This window comes from Natronorubrum bangense, assembly GCF_004799645.1.
Taxonomy (GTDB): domain Archaea; phylum Halobacteriota; class Halobacteria; order Halobacteriales; family Natrialbaceae; genus Natronorubrum; species Natronorubrum bangense.
This window is the reverse complement of record NZ_CP031306.1, coordinates 800,988-827,667: the sequence shown is the minus strand read 5'-3', so window position 1 is coordinate 827,667 and position 26,680 is coordinate 800,988. Positions and strand designations below refer to the sequence as shown.

Genomic DNA, 26,680 nt, shown 5'->3' with positions numbered 1-26,680 from the left:
TCGACGACCGCCGTAGTAGACGGCGTAGTAGTCTCCACTAAGGACGTTTTCGCTCAGTTCGACATATCCGTAAACGAGCCGCTCTGGAGTGTCTCGTCGACTTCGTGCAGTGGTGTCTCGTTCGTGTAGTACTTCGCTCTCGTGTCACCGTCTGCTTCCTCCATTGCCGAGAGCAGTGGAGCGACGGATGCGGTGCCTCATAGACCGTCCCGTCGTGGTCTCGAAGTCCGAAACTGATCCGTCGACGACGCCGACATGCGGCCGTTGAGCATAAATAGCACGTCCCAGCGGCGACAACAGCCCCGAGAAGTCAGCAGCAGCGAGATCAGCAAGGCCATCGTACCCGCCATCGAACTGCTGAGAATCCCATTGTTCGACGCGCTCTTGCGTGCGCGAGTTCATAGTTCAACAAGCGTGAACTGAAACAAATACGTTTCGCCTAGATTTCGACTCGGCGTCTTCGGCGAGTTCTTTCATCCGTTTGCCGATTCGACCGGCGCTCGAGAACTCGTCTTCGCTCATGCCGTTTGCAAGGGCGTTGCCGAGGATGAGACGGCGTGTTTGTGTTCGCTTTTCGATTTGTGGACGTGTGATGGGTCGACGTCGAGTTCGTGTACGGCTCAAAAAGTGTCTCATCCACGTCTTCTCGCTGGGAGAAGTGCTCCATGATGACGACGAGTTCTTCGTGGAGCTCGAGGAGTTCGTCCTTATGCATACACCGTTGTATGAACGGTTTCGATTTAAGCGTTGTGTGCGCTTCAGTCGCAAAACCCGTCTCGGGCGCTCAGCGGCTCGGTACGGTGGTTCTGCTCCCGTCTCGTCGCCACTGAATGCCGGCAATGAGGAGACCCAACTGCCGAAGGCAAGCGCAGCGACGAACTCCGGACAGCAAACCACGCCATTGGTCATCGCTGCCGACTCGAAACAACAACCAACCGAGCCAGCCGAGTGGATGCACTAGTCCGAGCCAGATCGATGTCAGTCCGAGTCGTGGCTTCTCGACAGGACGAGTCCAGTACCGTAGAGCCACTGTGCAAACGGTGCGAGTCCGAAAAACAGCACGGCAGCCGGCCCATGCAGACTCGTTGTGAGATAGAACTCAGTGTGGTCGAGAAAGAAGACACCGACGCCGACCAGTCCGATCGTCGCACCCCACAGCAAGCCGACGCCGAGGCGCTCGAGGGTGGTCTGACTCGCCACCCAGAGTCGCCAGCCAAACGGGAGTCCAAGCAGTCCACCGAGAACGAGCCCGCCGTTGAAAAGCAGGAAGGTGTTGGCACCATAGCGACCCATATCCGAGAGTGCACGGTCGCGCCAAGTGAACGTTTCCGGGGCAGCAAGCAGGGTCGCAAGGAAAATTGCACCCAGAGCGACGATCGGTGCGGCGAGTCCACACCCCGATGCGATTCGATGCCAGTTCCTGTCAGCCATACCGTTCGAATCGCGACGAAAACGTATCAACCTGTGTGTTTGTTTCTCCACGCGGCGCAGCGGCGACTCGGGCGAACCCGCTTAGTTCCGGTGTGACCACAAAATGACTCGCAGTCGTGCCGGTGGCTCGTGACAGCAGCTCGTCTCAGTCCGCACCAACAGGTGTCGTCCCGTCGCGCTGGCCGGCCGGGAACCACGCGAGTTCGTGGTCGGCCGTGACGCGGACGGTAACACGCTCATCGAGATCGATCTGGTCGGAGTGGTTGTGCATACACTCGATGGTTTCACCGGTGTCGAGTTCAACACGGTAGAGGACGGTCGGGCCGAGATACCGGCGGTAGACCACGCTGCCGTTGGCTTCCGACTCCTCGGCCGGGAAGGCCGTCACGTCATCGGGGCGGACAAGCAGGTCGATGTTGGTGCCGTCGTACTGGTGGGCAAGGCCGTGGACGTCATCCCGAAGCACGCGACCGAGTGCGGTGTCGACGCTGTCGCCGCGGACCGCTCCCGAGAGAAAGCTGGCGTGGCCGAGAAAGCCAGCGACGAACCGAGATTCGGGCTGCTGAAAGACCTGCTGTGGCGTGTCGATCTGTTCGATTGCGCCGTCGTTCATCACGGCAACACGGTCGGAGATCGAGAGCGCTTCTTCTTGATCGTGAGTGACCGAGATGGCAGTGACACCTGCCTCCTTGATAATCCGACGAACTTCCTCGCGCATCTCGACGCGTAGATCCACGTCCAGATTCGAGAACGGTTCGTCGAGCAACAGCATCTCGGGTTCGGGGGCAAGCGAGCGAGCGAGGGCGATTCGCTGTTGTTGCCCGCCGGAGAGCTCCTCCGGATAGGCCTCGCCCTGTGTCTCGAGCCCGACGAGTTTGAGGAGTTCGTCAACGCGTGCGTCGCGTTCGGTTTCGGCCCACTCTTGGAGCCCAAAGGCAACGTTCTCGCGGGCGGTCAGATGTGGAAACAGCGCGAACTCCTGGAAGACGACGCCGACGCCGCGGTCCTCCGGTGGCACGAATCGACAGTTACCGGCGACGTCGGTGTCTCGAAGGCGGATCTGGCCGCTGTTCGGTTTCTCGAGGCCGGCGATCAGCCGGAGCGTCGTCGTTTTGCCACAGCCGGACGGGCCAAGCAACGTGAGGATCTCACCGTCGCGAACGGTCACAGAGAGGTCTGGGATGACTTCTTCGGTACCGTACTGTTTGCCGACGTTCTCGAGTTCGAGCACGACGTCATCCGCCGACACCGTCGGTGTCTCCGGTTGTTCTCCAGCCGTCGTTGTGAGCAGTTGTCCGTTCGCCATTGATCGCCCCTCCGGCATCTGCCGGCGTTCGTTCTTTTAGGTGCGCCTAAAACACTTATATCTGCCGGTCAGATCCAGTCGGTTAAAAAGACTGCTCGCCGATCAGAGTTCGACGCCGCTCGGGATCAAACTGTGTTGGCGAAGCAGATCTCCCTCGTCGTCGTAGACGAGAAACGTTTGTTTGTCGTAGCTGACAAACGGATCGCCATCGAGACTGATTTCGACCTCATAGCGTCCCTCGGCTTCGATTTCGTCCTCACCGTAGCCACGTGCGGCCTGGATAAACGTCAGGACATCGTCGGCATCCTCATTGAGTTCGAGAATGAACTCGCCGGTGACCCGGTTCGTAACGCTGACGACACCCGCGGTACCGTCGCCCAGTGGGCCCTGTAATCGGAGTGCAACATCGGTTTCCGCTGCCTCGAGAACGTCTCCGTCGGGGCCGGTAAGGCGCTCGCGAAGCATCGTCGCCGGGCCAGTAAAGTCAATCGATACCGAGGGTTTGCTCGGCTCACCGTTGGTCTCGACCCAGTCGACATTGTTGACATCTAACGTGAAGTGCTCGCGCCTCATTCCGTATCTACCGATTCGCACTCACACCGTATCAACGTAACGCACAGCGAACCGTCACGTCGCGGTGGCCACGTGATCAGTACATCCCAACGGCTCCCGTTTCAACCCACCGTCGTGTGAGTGCAGTGCCCCTTCTCGATCACGAGCGTGCCCGTCGTCTGCTGGCGTTGCGAACGCTTTTTGCGCGCTCCCCAACGAGGACGGACAATGGCCGAGGAGCAAACGCGAGCCGACACCTCGCGACGAGCCGCCGTTCGTGACACCTACGACCGGATTGCCACCCACTTCGCCGCCACCAGAGAGTACGCCTGGCCCGAAGTCGAGACGTTCGTCGAGACGCATGCCGACGGCCTCGAAACTGACTCGGACACTCCGCTTACCGGACTCGATCTTGGCTGTGGCAACTGTCGCCACGCCGAACTGTTGGCCCCTCACTGCGAACCAGTCGTCGGTCTCGACGCCAGCCGCGGACTCCTCGAGACCGGGCGTGAACGCGCCTGTGAGCGCGAGTTCGAGGTCGCGCTCTGTCAGGGCGACGCCGCAAGACTGCCGCTGGCTACCGATAGCGTCGACATCGCCGTCTACGTCGCGACGCTCCATCACCTGCCGACCCAGCGAGCACGACGGGATAGTCTCGACGAACTCGCACGCGTTCTCGCTCCAGATGGCCGCGCACTCCTCAGCGTGTGGTCGACCGCCCACGACAAATTCGACGAAACGGAAGGATTCGACACGACTGTCGAGTGGACGCTGCCGGGTGGCGAGATCGTTGACCGGTTCTACCATATCTACAGCCCCGAGGAGTTCGACACGGCGCTCGAGGCGAGCGCACTCGAAGTGCTCGAGTGGGAGGTCTCGAGTGGTAACTGCTATGCGACCGTGGCGGGAGCGGCCGACTCGAGCCCGCGAGCGGAGTGATAGAGTCAGGTATGGTCGGAAGTGGGGGCCAGGAATGGCCGACTCGAGCGGGTTGATCGAAAACGGAAGCATCTTAAACACGGAACCAGAATTGGGAGATAGGCGCGGATGGTCTAGTGGTAGGACCTGAGCCTTCCAAGCTCATGGCCCGGGTTCAAATCCCGGTCCGCGCACTTCTGCTGCGAACAAACTCGTGAGCCGCAGGTATCGTATGAGGGTATTGAAGTAGGGAAGTCGCAGCGCGTGAGCAAAGCGAACGCGACCGTCTTCACGTAGTTCAAATCCCGGTCCGCGCACTTCTGCTGCGAGCAAATCCGCGAGCAGCAGCAGTCGCATGAGTGCACTTCTACAGCGAGCAGGTTTGCGAGCTGCAGGCGTTGTCCGTGCGTCTCAGAGTCACCGACGCGATCCCCGTCTCAGTCTTCCGGACGCACTGTCAAGACGGGTATCGACGATCTTCGGACGACTCGTTCCGCAACACTCCCAATAATGGCGTGTTCGAGCCCACTTCTCCCGTGGGTTCCCATAATGATGACATCGATATCGTGGTCTTCACTGTAGGCGAGCACCTCTTCTGGTGGGTTTCCCTTCCGAACTTCCGTACTCACATCGACTCCTTCCTCGTTACACCGCTGTTCGACAGCCTCGACTGCGCGTTCTGCCTCGGCTTCTGGATCGTGGCGAAGCCGGTCGCGTGTGACGACGTACGGGACGACCGACAGTGCGTGCACTGTTGCGCCGAACTCGTCCGCGATCGCGATTCCATTGTCGATCGCCTGCGCTACGTTTTCGCTCCCGTCGGTCGGGATGAGAATGTGTTCATACATTGATGTAATTCAGCCAACGAATACGTCTATAAGCCTTCTGCTTGCATGTCTCTGGGTGTCGGTTGGAACCGCTGTGCTACAGCAGCCGCTGAACGTCAGTAGCTACGATAGATACTGGTAGTCGGGCTGTCGATTCGAGTTACCGGCCAGTCACGAACGATGAACGGGACGTCGTTCCAGACCGGATGACACTCGAGGATCGGGGCGAACTGGATGACCCCTCGCCTATATGTCCCACATTGTGGACAGGATGAACCAGAGCAGCAATGGTCGAGCATATTTTGGTCCCGACGGATGGCAGTGACAACAGCTATCACGCACTCGAGCAGGCAATCGAGATCGCAACCCCACTCGAGGCAGCCGTTCACGTGTTGGCAGTCGTTCCAGAGATGACCAGGGGGGCCAAACTCCGCGAGGAGTGGGCCGACCGTGTCGACGAGGCAGTTGAGACGGGGCGAGAACGGGTGGAACAGGCAGGTCTTGCGTTCACGGGCGCCACTCGAGAGGGGCCTGTCGCCCAGCAGATCGTCGAGTACGCCGACGACAACGAGATCGATATGATCGTCATGGGCACCCACGGCCGAACTGGTCTCCACAGGTTTCTGGTCGGCAGCGTCGCACAACGAACGATCCAGACGGCCCCAATCCCGGTGTTGACGGTCCCACCCGAGGAGTAACGCGCTGGGACCGAACGACGGGCGCTTCGATCCGATTCAGCCGCCTGACAGCGTTCGAGTGGCTGACGGACACCCATCTCGAGTTTCGGCTACTCGGGGAGTTCGCTGTCGGACACCGACTCGAGGACCGTCGTTTCGGAACGGCCGACGCCGCGGATGGCCACCCCGGTCACAGGTCACATCGCTGAACTCAACACACCGTTTGAATGAGCATTCTGTCGGGTGGCAACACGACTATGGTATTTAGTACCAAACTCAACAGTATGAGCGTCGAGTCATCAGCGTCGACACCGAACTACAAGCAGCTTTCGGACGACGAGTTCGAGCAGCGCAGTACCGACCTGTGGGAGCGATACGCCGACTGCGACCTGTGTGCCTACGAGTGTCATGTTGATCGAACGGCCGGTCAGGAGGGGACCTGCCAGGTCGACGACACCGCGTACGTCTCGGGGTACTTCCCGCATTTCGGCGAAGAGGACTGTCTCAAAGGGCACAACGGAAGCGGGACGATCTTTCTGGCAAACTGTAACATGAAGTGTGTCTTCTGCCAGAACTTCGAAACCAGCCACGAGGCGGCGGGTGAGCCGGCAACACCGGCCGAAATCGCGGAGATGGCCCTCGAACTCGAGGCGAACGGCTGTCACAACATCAACTTCGTTTCGCCGACCCACCACGCGCCGCATCTGGTCGAAGCCGTCAAGCTCGCCGACGAGCGCGGCCTCGACGTGCCGATCGTCTGGAACTGCGGCGGCTACGAGCGACCAGCAATCCTCGAGCGACTCGATGGTATCGTCGACGTCTACATGCCCGATGTGAAGTGGGCGGACGATCAGGCGGCGGCGAAATACTCGAAAGCGCCGAACTACTGGTCCAACATTAGGAGGTCGCTCCGGGAAATGCACCGGCAGGTCGGCGACCTCCGCCTCGATGACACCGGGCTGGCGACAGGCGGCGTGCTCGTTCGACACCTCGTCATGCCGAACCACGTCGACAGCGCCAAACGGGTGCTTGAGTTCATTGCAACGGACTTGTCCGCAGACACCTTCGTCAACGTGATGGCACAGTACCAGCCCCACTACAAGGCCGTCGATGAGGAGTATTACGAGGCGATCAGCCGTCCGATCACCGAAGCCGAGTACGACGCCGTGGTCGAACACGCCCGTGATGTTGGACTCGAGCGACTCTCTCTCGATCGGTCGATGCTTGCGGACCGACCGGGATTACAGGGATTGTTCTGAGGCTGTCGGCCGGACCGGAGACGACGACCGCGCGAACGCACAGCTGTTCGGCGATGAAAGACGAGGTGTTATGGGTCCGGCGGTGGCGAAACCGACGTTGAGCAGGTGGGCTCGTCACTCGCCAACCGCCCGCAGCGCCCGCTCGAGTCGGGCGACGAGCTGTGTCTCGTCGGTCCACAGCCCATCGAAGCCGCTATCGGCGCGCTCTCGAGCGATGAGACCGCTGGTCCGAAGCGGATCGCCGTCGCCGTCGAAGGCGAGCACCCAGAACGAGCTGATCTCGTCGTCGCCGTTGGTGTGGATCGTTACGCCGGGGATCGACGGCCGGTTCCAGTCGTCGGCAATGTAGACGTGGATATCGAGTGCCGTCTCCGCAGCGAGGCGGGCGTAGACCGGTGCCATCGCCTCGAGGGCAGTCGCATGTTGGAATCCGACCCGGAGCGTCCCGCTACCAACGTTCCAGGCTCGGGTCTCGATCTCACGGCTGACCGCGAGTAGCTGTCGTCGCTCGAGGGAGCGCCACACCGTCGATTCGAAGACATCGATCAAGCGGCGATAGGCGGCGTCGTCGAACGCATCGGTCCACGGCTCATAGATCGGTGGCTCGAGAAACTCGCGGGCGGATTCGAGGCTGACGGCTGCGACGAACGTCTCGTCCTCGTGGATATTAAAAAAGCTCTGGCTGGCTGCTGTTTCGTCCGGAAGCGAGCGGTGGTCGATGGCGTCGACACCAGTCTGGAACCAGTCGACGATGTCGGGCTGTGGCTGTGGTGCATAGATGGTGACCGTTCGTGTGGGCGGTTCGAGTCGAGTGAAGCAGGTAGTGAGTGTCATTGGATGTGGGCCTCGAGCCCGAACGAGCGACCGACCGCGGCGTGAGTGATCATGAACTGGTTTCCATCGCACAGGCCCGTGTTATCAACGTCCGAATCGGCTCTGGGCACGGCGCCAGCGAAACAGTACCGGCACGTTCGTCGTAACACACGACACCCGTCTCGACCAGCATCGGAACGTGTGTGTGGAGGAGGCTCAGATAACACTGCTCTCGACACTGTGATTCGACGATCCGGCCATCCGTTGTGTAAATCCAGCCGGCAACGACGTCGGCTAGCTCCGACACTGCTGCCGTCTCGTGTTCGAGCAGAAAATAACACGCAAACCGGCGGGATTGGTTTCGAAGCACCAGAAACCCATCGTCGACGACGTCCCGTCTCGACGCCGACCCGTTCGACGAGCGGTGTTCGGGGTCCATGTCCTGGGTAGACAGCGAGAGTATGTCAATCGCCCCCTTACATTTGCCATCGGTGATATGTGGAGACGACACCTGCCGACCCCGGAACCCGAGTCGATGAGCGATATCAGTCTTCGAGTGGCTGCCCGGACGGTTGCTCGCTGAGATCGGCGGTCGTGGCGAAGATGACTCCGAGGACGATCCCGAACAGGAGGTGTCCGACCAGACTCTCGATAGCGGCTATCGGGAATCCACCAGCGGTACCGCCGATCGTCGCAGCCCAGACTGGCAAGACGAGCACGGGAAGGAGTGCCCAGATCGCAAGGCCGAACACGAAGCCAGCACCGACGAGTCGGAGCGTCATACCGGTCTGTGAGAGTATGTCCGTCTCGACGTCTGTCCGGAGAATGCCGAGGATGGGGTCGCGAGTTACCAGCCATCCGAACACGAGTCCGAGGACGATCCCGTGGGCGATATGAACACCCCAGCCAGCGATTCCAACCGGCTCGAGCCCGTAAATTTCGGGGATGGCGACGGCGACGACGGCGGGATCGAACAGCCACATCAAGAGGCCGAACGCGGCGGCCCCGACTGCGCCACCGGCTGTGCCACCGACGAACCAGCCGCTGGTGCCGCTAATACCGAACGTAGACGCATCGTCAGTCTCGGTGCTCATATCTCCGGCTACGATCAACGGTCTCAAAAGCGTTGGACTGGCACGCACAACCACCGCGTCGATGGTCGAGCACAGCCTACTCTGGTGACAACTGCCACGGATTGTTGTCACTATTTACCGTCGATCGCCAGAAACGGGGCCAGCGATCGGCGGTAATTGAATACAACAGTCCGTCTGACACGACTTTCACGCCGCTGTTCAGCGATCGATCGAAATATTCAGTAGCGACTATAGGTGCTGACCGGCAACTACCGGCGTGGAGTACGATCTGCTTGGCTGGCCGCCCGATGGCCCGAAACTACGCCTCGATTACAAACGGTTCAGCTACGCCGGCAAGTTCGTCATGACGAACACCGGGAAAGCCGTCGCTCGAGACGACGGCACGATCGTTGCCGCCGTCGCGTTCAACGAGGATCGCACCGACGCGGGAACGCTGTGGCTGCGTTACGTCACCGTCGACCACGAGCGCCGTGGCGAGGGCATCGGCCCGGCGCTACTGCGCCACGTTCGTGATCGCGCCGTAGAGCGCGGCTACGATCGGCTTCGAATCGCCGTCAACAACCCGTTTGCCTACGAGGCGCTGTATCGGGCCGGCTTCGGCTACACGGGGGAGACGACAGGCATCGCCGAACTGGTGCTCGAGTATCCGACTGCTGCTATCGAGAATCCTCGAGAACGCTATCAGGCCGGCCTCGAGCAGTTTCGCGAGCGCGATCTCTCCGAGGATGAAGACGGGTTTCTCGAGTCGCGACGCGACAGCGAGCCGCCTGAATCCGAGTCTTAACAGGCACTCAAGCATCGAAAGGGAACGCTCAGCGACAAGGACAGGTGAAGCAATCAACGCTACAGCAACCAAAATCTCCGTTAACTTTTGCAGGCTAAGTCCCCGTCCTCAAGGAGCAACGCAGCGAACACTGTGAGCGAGTAGCGCAGTAGGGCGGGGATACAGCCGTACGCTATTCCGATACAACCACAGAAACGCAACACAGCATAATACTTTTAGTTTTGGTTACCCAATATAGGAACGAACCCAATGGAATACGACCTCGACACAGGAGCGCACTCCGTGTACTCCCTGCACTACCACCTTGTTCTCGTCGTGAAATACCGACAGAACGTGTTCACAGCGGAACGAACGGAGTTCCTTCACGAGGTCGCCAACGGGTTTGCAGACAACTACGGCGTCGAAATCAAAAATCTCGAAGCCGACGAAGACCACGTCCACATCGTTTTCAAGGCTGAACCCACCACAGACCTCGCCAAGTTCGTCAACGTCCTCAAAGGAGCATCAGCCCGACGCATCCGCAACGAGTACGAAGACGAACTGGACGACAAACTGTGGGGTGACCAATTCTGGTCGAACTCGTACTGTCTCATCAGTACGGGACAGGTCTCGCTGGATGTACTGAAAGAATACGTCGAGAACCAACGCTCGGCAGGTGATGACGAATGATGCTGGATGCAGAGAAGACTATCGTTGCCAAGATACGCACCGACGAGCTAACTCAGACGAAGCAAGAGGCACTCGACTACGAGTTCAGCGAGTTCCAAGCCTACATCCGAGGCGATGACGACGCCGACCTGTACTCCGCCACGAAGCAAGCTGCCGATGCGTACATCGACACAGAGAACCTGCGAGACGACCACGAGTACCCATGGTTCATCCGCAATGACGTGTTCGATGTTGAGCAGCACGACACCAAGTTAGCGGACTGGTGGATGAAGATTCCAGTTTCGCAGGTGTACGGCGGAGTCAACGTTCCAATCAATCCGCACGAATCGATTCCTGACGACGCTAAAGTGAAAGACTCGAAAATTGTCAAGGAAGATGGCGAGTACTACGCTCACCTCTCGATAAAACAGAACGTCGAGTTGAAGGATGAGTATGATGGTGTTCTCGCTGTGGATTTAGGCTCTCGATGGGTTGCAGTGTCGGTGGCACTGCCCTCTCGGGACACCACGTTCTACGGCGAAGAGATTCGGCAACTACGCCGACACCATCAGGAACTCCGCACTCGACTCCAAGAGAAGGGAGCATACGAGACGCTCGTGTCCGCAAAGGATAGCGAGTGGCGTGCGATTGATGACCGACTCCACAAGATTAGCCGACAGATTGTTGAGGACGCTAAGGGGCGGAATGCTCTCATCGTCATCGGGAATCTCGAAGGTATTCAGAATCAGGATATGGGGTCGGAGATGAACCGTCGGTTGCACTCGATGCCTCACTACACGCTAACTCAGTACATCAAGTACAAGGCACGATTCGCTGGAATTGGCGTGAAGATTGTAGACGAGTACAATACCAGTCAGACGTGCTGGCGGTGTGGTGAGAAAGAGAATACGGAGCGAGTCGGTCAGGGTCGGCATCTTTGCGATGAGTGTGGATTGGACGATAACGCTGACAAGAACGGTGCGACGAATATTGGAAAGAAAGGACTGGGTAAGGACATTCAGAGCCCGCTATCCAGTCTCGGGGGCGTGTATGAACCGTCCCTTGAACTGGGCGACGATGACGAGACCGCTGCACAGGTTCGTGTACGTCTCAGAGTTGACTCAGAAACCCCATCCTCAACAAGCGAGTCCGCAGGACGAGCGAAGTAGGGTGGGGTAGTTCATGAACGACGAATAAGTGCCATCAGCACACCCCAGTAACACGTTCACTGGACCCGCGATCACCGACAACCGACATGGTTACAAGCGAAGTGACATGCTCTCACGACTTCAGAGCGGGGAGGATGTCCATCGATCAGCCATCGACATCCGGCGTGGAGCCGGGTCTGACCCTCACCGCGGCTCGAAGACGTGGACCGGCCAGTCGGTCTCGTAGTCGAGCGCGACCTCCCGCTCTGCGGCCGTCGGCTCGTTCACCGTGAGTTCGACCGGGTCACCGATGGCGACGTCGGCGTAGTCGGCAGCCACGCGCCCAAGGAGGCGGCCACCGTCCGCGAGTTCCACGACGGCGACCGTGTAGGGCGCGTCAGCCGCAAACGCCGGCGGCGGCGTGTGTACCTCCGTGTACGAGAAGACCTGGCCCTCGCGCGACTGAGGTTCGACGTCGACGTCGCGACTGCCGCAGGCGTAGCAGGCCGGCCGCGGCGGCAACAGTACCTGTCCACAGTCCGCACAGACCCCGCCTAGGAGTTCGCCGTCCGCGAGGGCGTCGAAGAAGCCCGGAAGTGTCCGCGGGTCGGTCGCATCGAGGCCACCGTCAGTCATGGTGCCTCCGCCGTCGTGAGCACGTGGCCGACGGTGACAGCGTCCGCGACGCCCCCTTCGTTGAGCAACAAGGCCGTCTCGGCCCCTTCGACCGCGCGGTCGCCTGCGGCCCCCGTGAGCTGTTCGTAGGCTTCGAGTGCCTGCAATAGCCCGGTCGCGCCGATGGGGTGGCCGCGGGCCTTCAGTCCGCCGCTCGGACTTAATTGTACGTCCGTCCAGCCGTCTGCCCGCTCTGCTGGTGCCTGATAGCTCTGATAGCCCGTCCCCGCGGGGGCGAAGCCGGCGGCCTCCGCGAGCAGCGCCTCGCAGACGGTGAAGGCGTCGTGGACTTCCGCGATATCGACGGCCGAGGCGTCGATGCCTGCTTCCTCGTAGGCCGTTTCGGCGGCGATGCGAGCGCCCGCGATGTCGGTCATGTCTCGCTCGGCGACCGCGATGTTGTTCGCGGAGGCCCCGCTTCCCGCGACGCGCACTTGCGGACGGTCGAGATCGGCCGCTAGCTCGGCGGTCGTCACGAGGACAGCCGCGGCGCCGTCCCCGACCGGCGCACAGTCGTAGAGCTTCAGCGGCGGGGCGATGGGGTCAGATTCCAGGACTGTCGCCACGTCGATCTCCTTCGGAAACTGCGCCCGGGGGTTGCGAGCGGCGTTGGCGTGGTTCTTCACTGCGATCTCGGCAAGGTCGCGTTCCGTGGCGTCCGTCTCGTGGAGGTAGCGCTTGGCAAGCAGTGCGTACTGGCTGGGCGCGGTGATGCCGGAGCGCTGCTCGATGGCACGGTCGAACGCCGCCGACAGCGCGTCCGTCGCGCCGCTGGTGCCCGCGGAAGTCATCTTCTCGACGCCGCACGCGAGCACGGCCTCGTGTTCTCCGTTGCGGACGTCCTTGACCGCGTGGCGCAACGCGAGTGCGCCCGCGGCGGCACACCCCTCAACCCGCTCGGCGGGGACGTGACGGAGGCCGGCCCACTCGGCCAAAAGCGTCCCGTACATGATCTGGTGTTCGTAGCTCTCTGACTGGTTGCCGACGTACACCGCCTCGACGAGGTCGGCAGGGTCGGGCAGTTCGTCGAACGCCTCCTCGAGGGCGACCGAGAACAGGTCGCGACCCGGGAGTTCCGTGCGGCCGAGCGGCGAGGCGCCGACCGCCGCGATGACTGGGTCTGGCATGCGTACCCACCACATTCTCAACGAGCCTTGTTAGCTGTTCGCATTTTTCTGCTGGCTGAACTACCGAGTGATGGACAAGTTAAGCGGCCGAGTAGAAAATCGAATAGAGAAGGTGGTCAAAGCAGGACTGATGACGGGGAGATACCTATCCACTCGCCCTTGGGTTGGCGAGAGGGTTTACGAAGTGCAAGGAGAACGGCCCGAGGCTTGACCTCGGGAATGAACCCGACAACTCGAGAAACAATTCATTAAGTAAATACAAATCTAAACAAAACAGCGAGAGTTCCACGGGTCACCCAACTCGTGGTACTTCACCACGCGAAAATATTGAGGTATCGCACAATACTCTTGTCGGCGTTGGTCAGTGGCCCTGAAGAGCTTCCTGAGTCTTGTCATTAAACTGTTCCAGTTCGTGACGTGCAGCCTCGGGCAGTTCGCCGGAAGGGGATTGTAACGCCGGCTGCTCGTCTGGATCAAGGTCAGGATCACCGACGATCACGCGGCCAACCATCCCCGTAGATTCGTGGGTCTGGTGTCCGCCGTGGTGGCCGCCACCTCGATGACCATGACCAGTGATCGTACAGGCATAGTCGTAGACGCCATCCTCTTGGAAGGTCATCTCGAATATTTCACCTTCCGTGTCGTAGATGTCGCTTGCCCATGGGTTGGTACCATCTGGAACCCGACGGTCAGTGGCTGATGGGAGGATTGAGGCGTTATCTGGATGGTAGGCGACCGTATCGTGGACGCCGCTGTCGAGTATCCACGTCACCGTTCCACCCGATTCGACGTGAACGACGTGTGGGACGAAGTGATGAGCATCGTCGTCTGATTCCATTGTCACTTCGGTGTGTTCTTCCGGATGGCCGAGCGTGTGCTCGACGTCGTGGTCGTGGTCACCGTCCGAGTCATCTCGAGTTGCACTTGTTTCAGCTCCGTCAGTAGTTCCGTTATTTTCGAGCTGATCAGTACCGTTATCCAAACATCCAGCTAGACCAGCGGTAAGTGTGCTGCCGGTGAGTGCGAGCGTGTGCCGTCGAGTGAGTGTGTGGTCAGACATCTGGATTTACCTCGTATCGCGCAGCGTGCGGCGACGTTCTTCGAACTCTTCCTCGTTGATTTCTCCTCGTGCGTAGCGTTCGCGGAGTTCTGCGAGCGCTCGATCGGGTTGTTCACCGTCCTGGGACTGGTCGCTCCCATTGACCGCGGAGACGACGAGGACGATGAGTCCAACGAGCAACAACAGCCAGAGGAAGCCCCAACCGCCGAACATCCCCCAGCCCCAGCCATCGTTCATCATCCCACCGTATCCATTCGTTCCTTGCTGTGCAGCAACGCTCCCGGTAGCAGTGACAAGGAGCGTAACTCCTCCGAGGAGGGTGTTGCGTCCGATCTTGCCGACCGATTTTGGTAATTGCGTCATTGTTCGATCACAGTAGATGGTACGGTCTTGTATAGTGTAAGCACTATCGCACAATCCATGGGTCGCCGTTTGTGGAAAAGGCTTATATAGTACAAGCATCAGCAGAAGTTCTCACCCTGTGAACTACTCCGCCCTACTCGCCTGCTAACGCAGGCTCTTTGAGGACGGAGCTTCCTGCTTCGACGACGCGACTTGCAGATACTGACCGTGGATCCACAGTGGCCGCAGTCTCCACAGGCGTTGTATCCCCTCCTTGCTCGCTCACTTCGCTCGCTCCCTGAGGAAGGGTGCCTAGCGCCCTATTTTTCAGCCAAACTCGCGACGCAGAGTACCTGGTGTAGCGTTCTGAAGGACACAGTTTTTCACAGTGGGTGCAGTTCGTGCTATCACATGGTCGAGCCAGAGTCCGAACAGGTGCTTGATCTCTTAGCAGACGACTACGCACGTGAGATTCTGGCCTACTTGAGTAAACAGCCGATGTTAGTCGAGGAACTCGGAGAGAAATGTGACGGATCCAAATCGACGATTTATGACCGGGTCGATCAACTCCAATCAGTTGGACTGGTGAGTGAAAATCTCCAGATCGATCCACAGGGACATCATCGGAAGCAATACGAAACGATACTCAACGCGGTCCTCGTCACTTTCGCCGACGGACAGTACGAAATCCAATTAGAGATTGAAGAAGACACCCCAGATCGATTTGCCAGAATGTGGGGGAACATTCGGGGTGAGTAAGCATGCATACAGAACTCATCATCGCCAAACTCGTCGTTGTAGTGCTCGGATTCCTGATCGCTTTTCAAGCATATCGAAGCTATCGTCGTGGTAACGGGCAACCGATGTTGTACGTTGCGGTCGGATTCGTGTTCATCAGTCTGGGATCCGTGATCGAAGGGATCCTGTTCGAATTGCAGGTGATGTCAATTTATCAAGCGGGTGCTATCCAAACAGGAATCGTCGCAATTGGGATGCTGTTTGTATTGTACTCGCTACACGGAGGGTCGATGCGATACAAAGTCGCTCTCCGGGAAGAGAAGTGACGATAATACCATGATGGAGTTCACACACCTGTAGTGGGCGGTACGTTCACGAGTAAATATGTGTAAGAAAAGGGATTTCAACAAGGTCCCACATTCGGAATAATCAAATTTTCGAGTTTCCGCGATATTATATTCGCTGAACTTCTCTTGAACCATAACTGCTGGCGAATCAAAAGTCTGTGTACAAAGACTCACGCCAACACCATTAAGCCTCTTCCGGGAGTAATGTACGAGATGGGATACACTATACAGAAATCGGTGGCTGGTGACTTCGGCGAAGCCGTTGATACAACGATTGCTGTCCTTGAAGACGAGGGATTCGGCGTACTCTGCGATATCGATGTGCAGGCGACCCTCAAAAAGAAGCTTGGTGAGGAATTCCGGCAATACAGGATTCTCGGTGCTTGTAACCCGGGACTCGCGCACGAGGGATTGACCGACGAGATTGAACTCGGCGCACTTCTCCCGTGTAACGTCATCGTCTACGAAACTGACGAGGGAAGTATCGTAGTGAGTGCGGTTGATCCCCACCAACTTGTCGGTATCGCCGACAATGAGGCGCTCGATTCTATCGCAACCGAGGTTCACGATAGATTCGAACGAGTCCTTTCAACTGTCGATGACGAACTCGAATCCGCGTCAGAGGTCTGAGTACCGATGTCGTCCTCGAACCCGCTCGATACTACTACGCTGATCCTTGACGTGGTGTACGCCCACATCTGCACCTGACGTGTGTCGGCATGATAAAGAACTAATTTCGTTCTTCCAGACTCTGGTACTTCTCGATGCTGCCATTGCGTTTTTCAACGACGCCACGCAGGCCCCGTCCTCAGAGCGCCGAAGGCGCTCAGTGTAGTTTCAACCGTGAATGTCATACTGCCTCGCCCTACGTTCAAAATACTAAATTCAATTCACCTTCTTGAGCCTCTTGCAAGATACACAGCGCGAATGTGTCACGAGCCGAGGGCCAATCAGGTGACTGTTCGAAACTTCGTTATCGTTCTTCGAGATGGATTTTGTCCGGTAGCCAAGGATAGCCTCATTTCATCAGGTTTCTCAATAGCAATCATATCGAAAGGAACTCATTTTATTTTTGCTTGACATGATGCGAAAGCCCGAAATCACACTGTTCTGAACAGTAGATAACCCGTGAATTTAATGTGGAGAGTCACGTACAAACACTTCATGTACGACTTGACTGGCTTCCAGCGTGATCTTCTGTATGTAACTGCGGGACTGGACGAACCCCACGGACTCGCGATCAAAGAGGACCTCGAGGACTACTATGAGTCGGAAATTCACCCTGGACGACTCTACCCCAACCTCGATACCATCGTCGACAAAGGGCTGATCGAGAAAGGGACCAAAGATCAGCGAACCAATTTCTACACCGTCACTCGTCGGGGACGCCGTGAAATCGAAGACCGACGCAACTGGGAGGACCAGTACGTCGAAGACATCCTTTGATCCGACGAGGACGATTTAGTAGCACAACCCGACGAGAGACACAGTTCTCTCGAACTGTCTGCTGCTTGAGCCGCTGCTCGCGGACTGGATCGCATCGTCGCAAAATCATATCAAAACACGTATCACTCTGTGTTGTCAGATATACCGTGTGACTGACGGCTCCCAAAATAATGGACGATCGACAGAGATCTAGCAGCTATGATGGGTTGTTCGACTCGCTTTCACTCCAATCGACCGAAGTGACGCTTTTTGAGGAACTGGTCGCAAACACATCGGACGGGCTTCTCACGATCGACGAGCAGAGCACGATCGTGTTTGCCAACCCAGCAATAGAGACTATCTTGGGGTATGATCCATCCGAACTTATCGGCCAATCAAAATTAATGCTGATCCCAGAGCGGCTCCGCGAGGCACACGAACGCGGACTCGAGGCATACATTCAGACGGGAGAGAAACACATCGACTGGAATGGGATTGAACTGCCCGCCTTACACAAGGAGGGCCACGAAGTCCCAGTCCAGATCTCGCTGCAAGAACACTCCTATGACGGTCAGCGGCTGTTCACCGGCATCTTTCGTGATCTGACCGAACAGAAGACGAGACAGCGGCGATTCGAGGCGGTTTTCAATAATACGTATCAGTTCACTGGTCTCGTCGACTGTGATGGAACGGTTCTCGAAGCGAACGAAGCAGCACTGTCGTTTGCCGACCTCGAGCGCACTGACGTCGTCGGCAAGCCACTCTGGGAGACGTACTGGTTTCAACTGAACGATGGGGCAGCACGAACTGCCCGTACCGCTGTCGAAGATGCGAAAGACGGGAAGTTCTTTCGCGAAGAACTCCGGCTACAGGGATCCAACCGAACAGCGATCATCGACTTTTCGGTCCGTCCGATAACCGATTCGGACGGTGAGACACAGTTGCTGGTTCCTGAGGGCAGAGAAATTACCGAGTTGAAACTTCGTAGACAGCATTTCGAACTGCTCCATCGACTGCTCAGACACAACCTGCGAAACGATCTCAACGTGATCAACGGATCCGCAGAACTGCTAGCCAAAGAGCTCACGGATGACGAACTCGAGGCGTATGCGACTGGGATCGCCGAGACGTCGTCCAGACTGATTCGGTTGAACGAGACTGCAAAAGAACTCGCGACAATCACGCTCAACAACGACTACTCGCGGACGGATATCGTCGTACAGGACGTCCTCGAGGAAACCGTCGCTCAACTCCAGACCCAGTATCCTGAGAGTTCGATCGTGATCGATATTCCAACGGATATCGTTGTTCCTGCAGATGCTCGACTCCAGACTGCTTTCAGAGAACTTCTCGAGAACGCGATCGTTCACGTGGATACCCCAGAGCCGTCGGTCGAGGTGAGTCTCGTTCACTCAGATGCGGATGATACCATCGGTATCGCCATCATCGATTCGTGTCCAGCAATTCCGGAGACAGAGCAGGCCGGAATGTTTAATGAAGATCCGATTACGCCACTCAAACACGGCAGTGGGATGGGACTCTGGCTTGCTAGACTCATCATCGAAGATTACGGTGGGTATCTGGACTACGAGCGATGCGACGACGACCGCGGAAATTGCATCATCGTTTATTTGCCCACGATTGCTAATTTCTGAGAGTGAATCAGCTCACGATCCCTCTTACTTTCGCCGAGACATACTCGCTCGCGATGACCGTAAACAAAATCGCGAGCAAGATAACGGAGACCGACCGCCACTCGTAGAAGTTCATGAGCGCGGTGAGCTCGAGACCAATCCCACCCGCGCCGACGAAGCCGAGGACAGTCGACGAGCGGATATTAATGTCCCAGCGGTGGGTCGTGATCCCGACGAAAAGCGGCATCACCTGAGGTGCAACGCCGTAGAGCAGCCGTTGGCGACCGTTGGCACCAGCGGATTCGAGGGCACGGACCTGACCGGGATCGATCTCTTCGATGGCCTCCGAAAGGAGTTTGCCGATGAAGCCGATCGACCGAATGGCGACGGCCAGGACGCCGGCGAACGCGCCGGGGCCGAACAAGATGACGAAGATGATCGCCCAGATGATCGTACTCACCGTTCGCGTGATCGTGATGATCATCCGGCCGATCGCGTAGGTGAGCCGGTTGGGTGTCGTATTGCTCGCTGCGAGGTAGGCGATCGGGACCGAGAGAAGTGCCGAAAGCCCGGTGCCGAGGATCGCGATGTTGATCGTCTCGATCATGGGGCTGATGATCTCTCCTGTGTAGCCGTAGTCCGGCGGGTACATCCTGGTGAGCAAGTCACTCACGGCGCTGACGGAACTCGCCAGGTAGCCGTAGTTGACCCCGAGCATCTGCCAGGCGTAGACGACGATCGGAATCGTAAGGAGGACACCGGCAAAGCGCAACAGCCGGGTTCGGGTGTCGTAGCGTTGCCAGCGCTCGTACTCTTCGGCGGTTGGTTCGAACATCAGCGGATCCGCCTCCGTATCATCGCACTGGCGACCTCACCGGCGAGAACGATCGCGACGATGACGATGAGGATCGCGACGGCGAAATCGTACTGGTAGCGGTCGAACGCGTTGAGCAGGGTGAAGCCAATCCCACCGGCACCGACGATGCCGATGATCGTACTCGAGCGAACGTTGATATCCCAGCGGTATATCGCGAGCCCGATCATCCGCGGTAAGGCCTGTGGGACGGCACCGTAGAGAATTACCTGAAGTTTGTTCGCGCCCGCGGTCTCGATCGCCCGGAGTTGCCCCATGTCAATGTTCTCGAGGTCGTCAGCGAGAATCTTCGCGTAGAAGCCGACCGTCGCGAACGAAAGCGTGAGCGCACCAGCGAACGGACCAAAGCCGACGGCGACGACGAAGATGATCCCAATGATGAGGCTGTGAAACGACCGCGAGATCATGATCAGGCTCCGGGCGAAATAGTAGACCGGCCACGGCGCGAGATTTCTTGCGGCCATGAACGCCACGGGGAGGCTGGCCGCGACGCCGAGAATCGTCGCTACAACCGCCATTGCGAGCGTTTCGCCGATACCCTCTCTGATGAGTTCGCGTTCACGTTCGCCGAAATCCGGCGGCCACATCGACTCGAGGAACTCGGCGGTCGCGCCCAGCCCCTGGATGAACCGCTCCGGCGAGATGCGAATCGCCCATGCACTCCAGAGGACGAACCCGACGAGGAGAATGTACGTCAGGTACTTCACCCGGTAGCTGGGGAACACGGTCGGGCGACGCCAGACGATGTACTCCGTGTCGTCGGTCTGCCGGAACCGGTCCACGAGCGCCCGAACCACGGTTACTCGAGCCCCCGCTGGATCTTCTGTCCCTCGATGGTCGGTTGCTCGTCGGCATCTCGAGATTCGTCGGACTGGTTCGCGTCGGAAGTGTGATCTCGAGAGTCCCCGTTCCGATAGATTCGGTCTTTGGCAGACTCGTCGAGTACCTCTGGTGGTCCATCGAAGACGATCTCACCATCGGTGAGACCGATGATACGGTCTGCGTACTCGAGTGCGAGATCGACTTCGTGGATGTTAATCAAAATGGGGATATCTTCCTCGGCAGCGATCTCGGTCAACAGTTCCATTACGGCGTGAGACGTTTCCGGATCGAGGCTGCTCGTCGGTTCGTCGGCGAGCATGATCTTCGGCCGTTGGATTACCGCTCGTGCGATCCCCACGCGCTGGCGCTGGCCACCAGATAACTCGTCAGCGCGGTCGCGTTCGTGTCCGCCGAGACCGACTCGCTCCAGAGTTTCGCGTGCGAATTCGATGTCTTCGGAGGGGAACTTCCGGCGGAATGCGTTCCAAGTACTCAGATAGCCCAGTCGCCCCGAGAGCACGTTTTCCATGACAGTGAGTCGCTCGACGAGATTGTACTCTTGGAAGATCATCGCGATGTCCCGGCGGGCCCGACGGAGCTGTCGCTTCGAGAGAGTAGTCACCTCAAGGTCGTCGATGTGGATCTCTCCTGCAGTGGGTTCGGTGAGTCGGTTGACACAGTTGATGAGTGTGCTCTTTCCGGCACCGCTTGGGCCGATTATCGCGACGATCTCGTTTCCGCTCACCTCGAAAGAGACGTCTTTCAGCGCCTCTTCACCGCCCGGATAGGTCTTCGATACGTTTCGTACAGTTAACATTATGTGGGTTATTTAAAGATTGAATTAGTCGTGATCGCCCTCGAGTTCGACTGCTCGAGAGACGAAGCAGGTCCGTGTGTTAGTGATTGTAGACGTTACAGGTCGTCGTACTCTTCACCCAGTGCCTCGTGGACTTGCAAAACCGGGTCGTAGGTCGTGTAGTAATCGACCTCGATGAAGTTGTTGTACCCCAGCTCCTCTTCCATGGCCGTTCCGTGGTAGTCATGATCAAGCAGCGCTTTCGTGATCCCGTCGACGATCTCGGGTTTGAGATTGTAGATGTGCGCCATCGGACCACGTGGCATCACCGGACCCATGTAGATCACTTTGTAGTCTTCAGGATCGATCTGCCCTTGTTCGACCATGTTCGCAAACGTCGGACCGCCACAGGGGCCAACTTCGTAGTCGCCTTGACCAATGCCTCTGACAGAGGTGTCGTGACCGCCAGAGAAGTCGACGTCATAGTCCTCCTCGGCGACGAGTCCGGCGTCGTCCTCGATGAACACACGGGGCTCGAGGTTGCCCGAACCAGAGCCCGGGTCGGCGTGCGTTACCTCGATGCCCTCGAGGTCGTACACCGTGTTGATATCGTTGTTGTCACGGTGGGTGATCATCCAGAAGGCGTTCCCGTAATAGTCGTCGGCCATGATGTGTGCGATCGGAACCGCACCCGCGAGATTAGCTGCGTATGGCATATTGCCTGCACTCATTCGGCCGAAGTGTAGTCGCTCACTGCGCATCGCTTCGACCATCGCTGCATAGGAGTCGAGCGGGACGTACCTGACCGACCGATCCGTGTACTCCTCGATCTGGTCCATGAGTGGCTCCATCGCCCGCTCTAATGCCGCCGGATCTTCGTCCGGCACGAACGTCATCTCGATCGGATCCGGATCGATGTACTCACTCGAGTCCGACACTTCCCAGAGTTCACCGCCGTACCGTGGCTCGTCCCGCGGGTCCTCGAGTGGCCCTAGGAGACCCTCTTTGTCGGCCTGGTAGTTCCCCATCTCGTACATCTTCTCTGCGGGCTGGGGAAACATCTCGACGTAATCGGCACCGTCGCCTGGGACCAGGTCAGGGTTAAAATCCGGAAAATCGTTGGTTCCAGAGCCACCGCTGCCTCCAGAACCGTTGCCGTCGTCACCACCGAGACAGCCGGCCAACCCAGCGATCCCTGCCGCACCAGTCGCAAGAAGATACTTTCGTCGTGAACCTTTCCACCCTGACGGGTCAGTGGATGTCATCAACCGAAACGTGGAATTGGACATATAAGCAGATTACTATGAGTAATATATTACGAGTGGTATAAATAAATTCACATCTATTCAGCCGAGTACGGTGGATATTGAGAACGTCCCTCATACTAACGCACATGTATATCTATAGGCGTTGTCGGCATTCACTCTCGGGGTCAAGCCCCGATACACTCTGTCTTGAACGTCTGTAAATCGCTGTTCTCGGCTCACGTTCACCCGTGAAAACGCAGTCTCTTCCGGATGGGCGATAACCGTCAGATCGGCACGTGTACGGACCGCTTCGGTCCCGCCGACGTGGTCCCGTAGTGGTAAATTAGGGTCACCAGTCAGATGTCCTCGAGTCCCCAGCCCAGATCCGAGAGGTGGACCTCGAGGGCATCGGTGAACCCCTCGGGGCCGACGTCGATCAGGACGAGGCCACATTCCGTCTCGACGGATGTGAACGCAATTGCACCTCGAAGTCGCCGTACTCGACGGTGACGGCAGGGCGTGAACGTATCCGGATTCTCCCATATCGGGTGGTTCGCTCGGACGGCCCAACGCGTTCGATATCGAGCCTCGGAACTGCATTGGCCTGCGCCTGCAAGTGGTAGCACTATTACCCATATCGCCGTTCGTGACAACCGCATGACTGAAAATGGCGTGAGTCGACGGCGAATTATACAGATCGGCGGCGGCGGCCTCGTGGTGGTCAGTGGCATCGGAGGTACTACGGCCGCCTCGAGTGATCACGAAACGAACGACCAGCCGACTGACACCGGCTTCCGGACTCGAGTTGCACACCTCTCACCCGACGCGCCCAACATCGACATCTACGTCGACGGAGAGCGGGTCCGCGAGGGCATCCCGTACGGGACGGTCACCGACTACCGCGACCTCGAGCCTGGCACGTACACGATTCAGGTCGTTCCCGCCGGTGAAGACCCGGCCGAAGCAGTGCTCGAGGAGACCGTCGAGGCCGGCGACGAGGACCCCACCGTCGACGGACTCCTCGCAGTGATCGGCGAAGTGGCCGCCGAAAACCAGCCCCTCGAGGCGCTGTTTCTCGACGACGATAACAGCCCGGTCGATCCGGGTACCGCTCGCGTTCGCGTCCTCCACGCCTCACCCGACGCGCCAGCGGTGGACGTCGTTGCCGGTGAAAACGGGGACGCGCTGTTCGAGAACGTCGCCTTCGGCGAATCCGGCTACACCGAAGTCCCAGAAGGCGAGTATACGCTCGAAATTTATCCTGCGGGTGATCGAGAGGCCAGCGCCTTCGAAATCGACGTTTCCCTCTCTGGAGGGACCGTCTACTCCGCGTTCGCGATTGGCTACCTCGAGACGGAGGGAGCACCCGCCGATGAACCGTTCGAGATACTCCTCACGGAGGATGCTCTCCCAGACGAAGCGGACGTCGAGCCGGACGAAGAGGAGCCGAAAGAAGACGAACCCGAGAAAGAGCCTGAAGAGGATCCGAAAGAAGACGAACCCGAGAAAGAGCCTGAGAAGGAGCCGAAAGAAGACGAACCCGAGAAAGAGCCTGAGAAGGAGCCGAAAGAAGACGAACCCGAGAAAGAGCCTGAGAAGGAGCCGAAAGAAGACGAACCCAAGAAAGAGCCCGAGAAGGAGCCGAAAGAAGACGAACCCGAGAAAGAGCCCGAGAAGGAGCCGAAAGAAGACGAACCCAAGAAAGAGCCTGAGAAGAAGTACGAGGACGAGAAAGCTAAGTGATACCGCCGGCTTCCCGTCGTGAACGGTGTACTCGTTCATTTCGGCCTTCAGCGACAGTGTTGGCCAGAAATAGCAACAACCTCTTTCGCAAAAGCGGGGTATAATGTCGGTGGAAAGTATATTCGATCGGAGGTTGCATGAGTACAGTCGACATACGAACCGTGGCGTTCCGACCGCCGCCAGTCACAGCCGTGAGTCGACAATCTCGAGCGTCGACGGACCGGCTGCGATCACGCGTGTAATCCTCGAACGATGAACTTCCTGGTAATTCTACCCCTGGTATTCGTCATGATCGGCGGGCCGCAAATCCTCAGCGCCATCTTTCTGGCCACGAGCGAGGACTGGCGGCGGAACTCGGCCGCGTTCGTGTTCGGTGCCTCCCTCTCGATCAGCCTCGTCGTCACGCTCGCGTATTATCTCGGCAGTGGCGTTCGTCAGGGCGGGTCGAACCGGACGCTCCAGTTGCTCGTGCTCGTCGTTCTCCTCGCCGCGATGGTGAACGTCTACCTGAAGCGTGAGCAATCGGAGCCACCGACGTGGATGGGCAAACTCGAGACCGCGAATCCGAAGTTCTCGTTTCAACTCGGATTCCTGTTGATGGGGTTCTTTCCGACCGACATTCTCACGTCGATCACCGTCGGGACCTACCTCGCGAGTCACGGCGATCCGCTGTGGTACGCGACCGGTTTTGTCTTGCTGACGCTACTATTCCTAGCCATTCCATCACTTTCCTTGGTTATGATAGGCGACCGTGCGGAGACGCTCCTTCCGAAGGTTCGCACGTGGATGAACACAAATTCGTGGATCGTCAGCGAAATCGTGATCCTCATCTTCGTCGCGATCACCATCAACAACATCGTCGGGTGATCCCCTATCGCTGCGTACAGCGTGGCGTCAGAGATGTCACGAGCAAACGGTGCTTCGAGTACTGTGTACAGATAGCGACCGTCGCGGTCAGCACTGCTACGGTCTGTTGTGATTCGTTACCGTTTCAGGGCGAGGAAACTCACGCTAGCCCCCGGAAACCTACTTCACGACTTTCGTGGGGAGTTGGAGTGGAAGATGCCGCGAAGATCACACGCAAATAGACAGGAGCGAAGTAATACGAATCGTCGACGGTTTTTGAGAGCGGCCGGCGGAGCAAGCGTCGTCGGCCTCGCAGGCTGTCTGGGTGGCGAGTCAACGGTAACCGCCACCGCTTCAGAGGCGAATAATGACACCGACGGACACGATAAGGGGGACGAGACACCGACGGACACGATCACGCTCGGCGGCTCGATGAGCCTCTCCGGCGACCTTTCTGACCTGGGTCGGCTCTACGCGGAGGCGTACGAACTGACCGTCGATCGCATCAACGACGCCGGCGGCGTCGAAGCAGGCGATGGAACCACCTACGAGCTAGAGCTAGTCCTGCGAGACGACGAGAGCGATCCCTCGAGGAGCGAAGCTATCTACCAGGACTTCGTCGACCAAGCGGGGATCGACTACTTGATGGGGCCATACTCGAGCGGAATTACGCTGCCGGCCAGTGACGTCGCGGCGAGCGCCGAGCGGCCGATGGTCGCGGGTGGCGGCGCCAGCAGCCAGATATTCGAGCGCGACAACGAGTGGATTTTTAGCCTGTTACCGACCGCCGACACGTACGCCACCACGAGCATCGAGATGGCGATGGCGCAGCCGGATCCACCGTCATCGGCGGCGATCCTGGCCAAAGCGGATCCGTTCAATCAGGACGTTGTGGAGGGCGTGCGCCGAACCCTGGGGTCGGCTGGAGTCGACGTCGTCGTCGACGAGACGATCCCTGATGAGACGACCGACCTCTCGACGTACCTCGCGCTCGTCGAGGATGCCAATGCGGACGTACTCCTCTTGTCCGGCTATCAGGACGACGCGGTGATCGCGGCCGAGCAACTGGCGAGCGAGAACGTGGACGTCGACATGGCGTGGGCGCCCGGCGGCAACCTCACTGACTCGTTCAGGGAACAGACCGGAGAGAACGGCGACTACTGGTACGGTCCGTCGCCGTGGGCGACTACCGTCGACTCCACCGACGACGTTTTTGAATCGACGAGCGAGTTTATTTCGGCCATCGAGAGCGAGTATGGGTACGAACCCACTTACCACAGCGCGGCCGCTAGCGCCGTCATCCAGACGCTTCAGCGTTCGTTCATGGCCGTCGACGAGGTGACGCCAGAGACCGTTCGCGACGCCATCCGCGAGACTCAGTTCGAGAGCCTCTACGGCCCCGTTCAGTTCGACGAGGACGGCACCATCCCGCGAGAGATGGTCGTCTACCAGTGGCAGCCGGACACAGGCAGGCAGCTCGTGTGGCCGGAGGAGATCAGCGAAGCCGACCCTATCTACCCGTCGCCGACCTGGGATGAGCGATAGGA

General features: G+C 58.5%; 30 protein-coding genes, 1 tRNA gene and 1 pseudogene. 15 read left to right on the top strand and 17 right to left on the bottom strand.

Translation table 11 applies throughout. From position 1 onward, the window contains the following. Window positions 1–405: 405 nt before the first annotated feature. From DV706_RS19315 to DV706_RS19300, 4 genes and pseudogenes are all read right to left on the bottom strand, one after another. Window positions 406–715 (bottom strand): annotated as a pseudogene (locus tag DV706_RS19315) (UPF0058 family protein). A 263-nt stretch (window positions 716–978) separates the two neighbouring features. Then, window positions 979–1,431, bottom strand: a complete 453-nt coding sequence (locus DV706_RS19310; RefSeq protein ID WP_240756905.1) for a DUF998 domain-containing protein — start codon at window positions 1,429–1,431, stop codon at window positions 979–981. A gap of 145 nt (window positions 1,432–1,576) precedes the next feature. Continuing rightward, window positions 1,577–2,737, bottom strand: a complete 1,161-nt coding sequence (locus DV706_RS19305) for an ABC transporter ATP-binding protein (protein ID WP_006068031.1) — start codon at window positions 2,735–2,737, stop codon at window positions 1,577–1,579. Between the two features lie 102 nt (window positions 2,738–2,839). Beyond that, window positions 2,840–3,310, bottom strand: coding sequence for a DUF5793 family protein (locus tag DV706_RS19300; RefSeq protein ID WP_006068032.1), 471 nt, complete (start codon window positions 3,308–3,310; stop codon window positions 2,840–2,842). Window positions 3,311–3,517: 207 nt separating this feature from the next. Between DV706_RS19300 and DV706_RS19295 the strand changes: the two genes are divergently transcribed. Together DV706_RS19295 and DV706_RS19290 are read left to right on the top strand one after the other, a co-directional pair. Continuing rightward, entirely contained in the window at window positions 3,518–4,228 is a 711-nt protein-coding gene (locus tag DV706_RS19295) for a class I SAM-dependent methyltransferase (protein ID WP_006068033.1), read from the top strand. Window positions 4,229–4,330: 102 nt separating this feature from the next. After that, a tRNA-Gly gene (locus DV706_RS19290) sits at window positions 4,331–4,401 on the top strand. A gap of 243 nt (window positions 4,402–4,644) precedes the next feature. Here DV706_RS19290 and DV706_RS19285 read toward each other — a convergent pair. Further along, window positions 4,645–5,055, bottom strand: a complete 411-nt coding sequence (locus tag DV706_RS19285; protein WP_006068034.1) for a universal stress protein — start codon at window positions 5,053–5,055, stop codon at window positions 4,645–4,647. A gap of 266 nt (window positions 5,056–5,321) precedes the next feature. Between DV706_RS19285 and DV706_RS19280 the strand changes: the two genes are divergently transcribed. Then, entirely contained in the window at window positions 5,322–5,732 is a 411-nt protein-coding gene (locus tag DV706_RS19280; RefSeq protein ID WP_006068035.1) for a universal stress protein, read from the top strand. A gap of 263 nt (window positions 5,733–5,995) precedes the next feature. Continuing rightward, window positions 5,996–6,970 carry a radical SAM protein gene (locus tag DV706_RS19275; protein ID WP_006068036.1) on the top strand — a complete coding sequence of 325 codons (975 nt, stop codon included), beginning with the start codon at window positions 5,996–5,998 and terminating at the stop codon, window positions 6,968–6,970. A 114-nt stretch (window positions 6,971–7,084) separates the two neighbouring features. Here DV706_RS19275 and DV706_RS19270 read toward each other — a convergent pair whose 3' ends face one another. Genes DV706_RS19270 through DV706_RS19260 form a run of 3 tightly spaced genes read right to left on the bottom strand, consistent with a single transcriptional unit; the run spans window position 7,085 to window position 8,877 of the window. Continuing rightward, window positions 7,085–7,804, bottom strand: a complete 720-nt coding sequence (locus DV706_RS19270; RefSeq protein WP_006068037.1) for a DICT sensory domain-containing protein — start codon at window positions 7,802–7,804, stop codon at window positions 7,085–7,087. A 49-nt stretch (window positions 7,805–7,853) separates the two neighbouring features. After that, window positions 7,854–8,294: a DUF7344 domain-containing protein gene (locus DV706_RS19265; RefSeq protein ID WP_240756799.1), complete on the bottom strand. Its 441-nt coding sequence runs from the start codon at window positions 8,292–8,294 to the stop codon at window positions 7,854–7,856. Between the two features lie 34 nt (window positions 8,295–8,328). Next, window positions 8,329–8,877, bottom strand: a complete 549-nt coding sequence (locus DV706_RS19260; RefSeq protein ID WP_136350767.1) for a hypothetical protein — start codon at window positions 8,875–8,877, stop codon at window positions 8,329–8,331. Between the two features lie 256 nt (window positions 8,878–9,133). On the opposite strand from DV706_RS19260, the gene DV706_RS19255 reads away from it, so the two are divergent. The 3 genes from DV706_RS19255 (at window position 9,134) to DV706_RS19245 (ending at window position 11,478) form a co-directional block, all read left to right on the top strand. Beyond that, entirely contained in the window at window positions 9,134–9,661 is a 528-nt protein-coding gene (locus DV706_RS19255) for a GNAT family N-acetyltransferase (protein ID WP_006068040.1), read from the top strand. Window positions 9,662–9,910: 249 nt separating this feature from the next. After that, window positions 9,911–10,330, top strand: a complete 420-nt coding sequence (gene tnpA, locus DV706_RS19250) for an IS200/IS605 family transposase (RefSeq protein ID WP_006068041.1) — start codon at window positions 9,911–9,913, stop codon at window positions 10,328–10,330. Then, complete coding sequence (locus tag DV706_RS19245; RefSeq protein WP_240756801.1) at window positions 10,330–11,478, top strand: RNA-guided endonuclease InsQ/TnpB family protein; 1,149 nt, start codon at window positions 10,330–10,332, stop codon at window positions 11,476–11,478. The genes tnpA and DV706_RS19245 overlap by 1 nt, the downstream gene beginning before the upstream one ends. Before the next feature lie 183 nt (window positions 11,479–11,661). Here DV706_RS19245 and DV706_RS19240 read toward each other — a convergent pair whose 3' ends face one another. The 4 genes from DV706_RS19240 to DV706_RS19225 all read right to left on the bottom strand — a co-directional run bounded on the left by DV706_RS19240 (window position 11,662) and on the right by DV706_RS19225 (window position 14,682). Beyond that, window positions 11,662–12,093, bottom strand: coding sequence for a Zn-ribbon domain-containing OB-fold protein (locus tag DV706_RS19240; RefSeq protein ID WP_006067163.1), 432 nt, complete (start codon window positions 12,091–12,093; stop codon window positions 11,662–11,664). Continuing rightward, window positions 12,090–13,259 (bottom strand): thiolase C-terminal domain-containing protein, encoded by a 1,170-nt coding sequence (locus tag DV706_RS19235; protein WP_006067162.1) that lies wholly within the window; start codon window positions 13,257–13,259, stop codon window positions 12,090–12,092. Before DV706_RS19235 ends, DV706_RS19240 begins: the two co-directional genes overlap by 4 nt. Window positions 13,260–13,620: 361 nt before the next feature. Further along, window positions 13,621–14,319 (bottom strand): plastocyanin/azurin family copper-binding protein, encoded by a 699-nt coding sequence (locus DV706_RS19230; protein WP_006067161.1) that lies wholly within the window; start codon window positions 14,317–14,319, stop codon window positions 13,621–13,623. Window positions 14,320–14,325: 6 nt separating this feature from the next. After that, window positions 14,326–14,682, bottom strand: a complete 357-nt coding sequence (locus tag DV706_RS19225) for an SHOCT domain-containing protein (protein WP_240756904.1) — start codon at window positions 14,680–14,682, stop codon at window positions 14,326–14,328. 390 nt (window positions 14,683–15,072) lie between these two features. Between DV706_RS19225 and DV706_RS19220 the strand changes: the two genes are divergently transcribed. The 5 genes from DV706_RS19220 to DV706_RS19200 all read left to right on the top strand — a co-directional run bounded on the left by DV706_RS19220 (window position 15,073) and on the right by DV706_RS19200 (window position 18,826). Continuing rightward, complete coding sequence (locus tag DV706_RS19220; protein WP_006067159.1) at window positions 15,073–15,420, top strand: ArsR/SmtB family transcription factor; 348 nt, start codon at window positions 15,073–15,075, stop codon at window positions 15,418–15,420. 2 nt (window positions 15,421–15,422) lie between these two features. After that, window positions 15,423–15,725, top strand: a complete 303-nt coding sequence (locus DV706_RS19215) for a DUF7521 family protein (RefSeq protein ID WP_006067158.1) — start codon at window positions 15,423–15,425, stop codon at window positions 15,723–15,725. Window positions 15,726–15,959: 234 nt separating this feature from the next. Further along, window positions 15,960–16,376, top strand: coding sequence for a DUF302 domain-containing protein (locus DV706_RS19210; protein WP_049889911.1), 417 nt, complete (start codon window positions 15,960–15,962; stop codon window positions 16,374–16,376). Between the two features lie 534 nt (window positions 16,377–16,910). Beyond that, window positions 16,911–17,192, top strand: coding sequence for a PadR family transcriptional regulator (locus DV706_RS19205; protein ID WP_006067156.1), 282 nt, complete (start codon window positions 16,911–16,913; stop codon window positions 17,190–17,192). A 170-nt stretch (window positions 17,193–17,362) separates the two neighbouring features. Continuing rightward, complete coding sequence (locus DV706_RS19200) at window positions 17,363–18,826, top strand: sensor histidine kinase (RefSeq protein ID WP_006067155.1); 1,464 nt, start codon at window positions 17,363–17,365, stop codon at window positions 18,824–18,826. A 7-nt stretch (window positions 18,827–18,833) separates the two neighbouring features. Here the strand turns inward: DV706_RS19200 and phnE (DV706_RS19195) are convergent, their stop codons facing one another. The 5 genes from phnE (DV706_RS19195) to DV706_RS19175 all read right to left on the bottom strand — a co-directional run bounded on the left by phnE (DV706_RS19195) (window position 18,834) and on the right by DV706_RS19175 (window position 23,170). Next, on the bottom strand, window positions 18,834–19,640 hold the full coding sequence (gene phnE, locus DV706_RS19195) for a phosphonate ABC transporter, permease protein PhnE (RefSeq protein WP_006067154.1): 807 nt from the start codon (window positions 19,638–19,640) through the stop codon (window positions 18,834–18,836). After that, window positions 19,640–20,461, bottom strand: a complete 822-nt coding sequence (gene phnE / locus DV706_RS19190; protein WP_006067153.1) for a phosphonate ABC transporter, permease protein PhnE — start codon at window positions 20,459–20,461, stop codon at window positions 19,640–19,642. The genes phnE (DV706_RS19195) and phnE (DV706_RS19190) overlap by 1 nt, the downstream gene beginning before the upstream one ends. A 17-nt stretch (window positions 20,462–20,478) precedes the next feature. Next, a complete protein-coding gene (phnC, locus tag DV706_RS19185; protein ID WP_006067152.1) occupies window positions 20,479–21,318 on the bottom strand; it encodes a phosphonate ABC transporter ATP-binding protein in 840 nt (279 codons plus the stop codon). Window positions 21,319–21,413: 95 nt separating this feature from the next. Next, window positions 21,414–22,562: a phosphate/phosphite/phosphonate ABC transporter substrate-binding protein gene (gene phnD, locus DV706_RS19180; RefSeq protein ID WP_161569821.1), complete on the bottom strand. Its 1,149-nt coding sequence runs from the start codon at window positions 22,560–22,562 to the stop codon at window positions 21,414–21,416. Between the two features lie 338 nt (window positions 22,563–22,900). Next, window positions 22,901–23,170: a hypothetical protein gene (locus tag DV706_RS19175; RefSeq protein ID WP_006067150.1), complete on the bottom strand. Its 270-nt coding sequence runs from the start codon at window positions 23,168–23,170 to the stop codon at window positions 22,901–22,903. Window positions 23,171–23,201: 31 nt separating this feature from the next. On the opposite strand from DV706_RS19175, the gene DV706_RS19170 reads away from it, so the two are divergent. From DV706_RS19170 to DV706_RS19160, 3 genes are all read left to right on the top strand, one after another. Next, entirely contained in the window at window positions 23,202–24,287 is a 1,086-nt protein-coding gene (locus DV706_RS19170; protein WP_136350986.1) for a DUF4397 domain-containing protein, read from the top strand. A gap of 252 nt (window positions 24,288–24,539) precedes the next feature. Continuing rightward, entirely contained in the window at window positions 24,540–25,154 is a 615-nt protein-coding gene (locus DV706_RS19165; protein ID WP_049889908.1) for a GAP family protein, read from the top strand. 255 nt (window positions 25,155–25,409) lie between these two features. After that, window positions 25,410–26,678, top strand: coding sequence for an amino acid ABC transporter substrate-binding protein (locus DV706_RS19160; RefSeq protein ID WP_006067147.1), 1,269 nt, complete (start codon window positions 25,410–25,412; stop codon window positions 26,676–26,678). The last annotated feature ends 2 nt before the right edge of the window (window positions 26,679–26,680 follow it).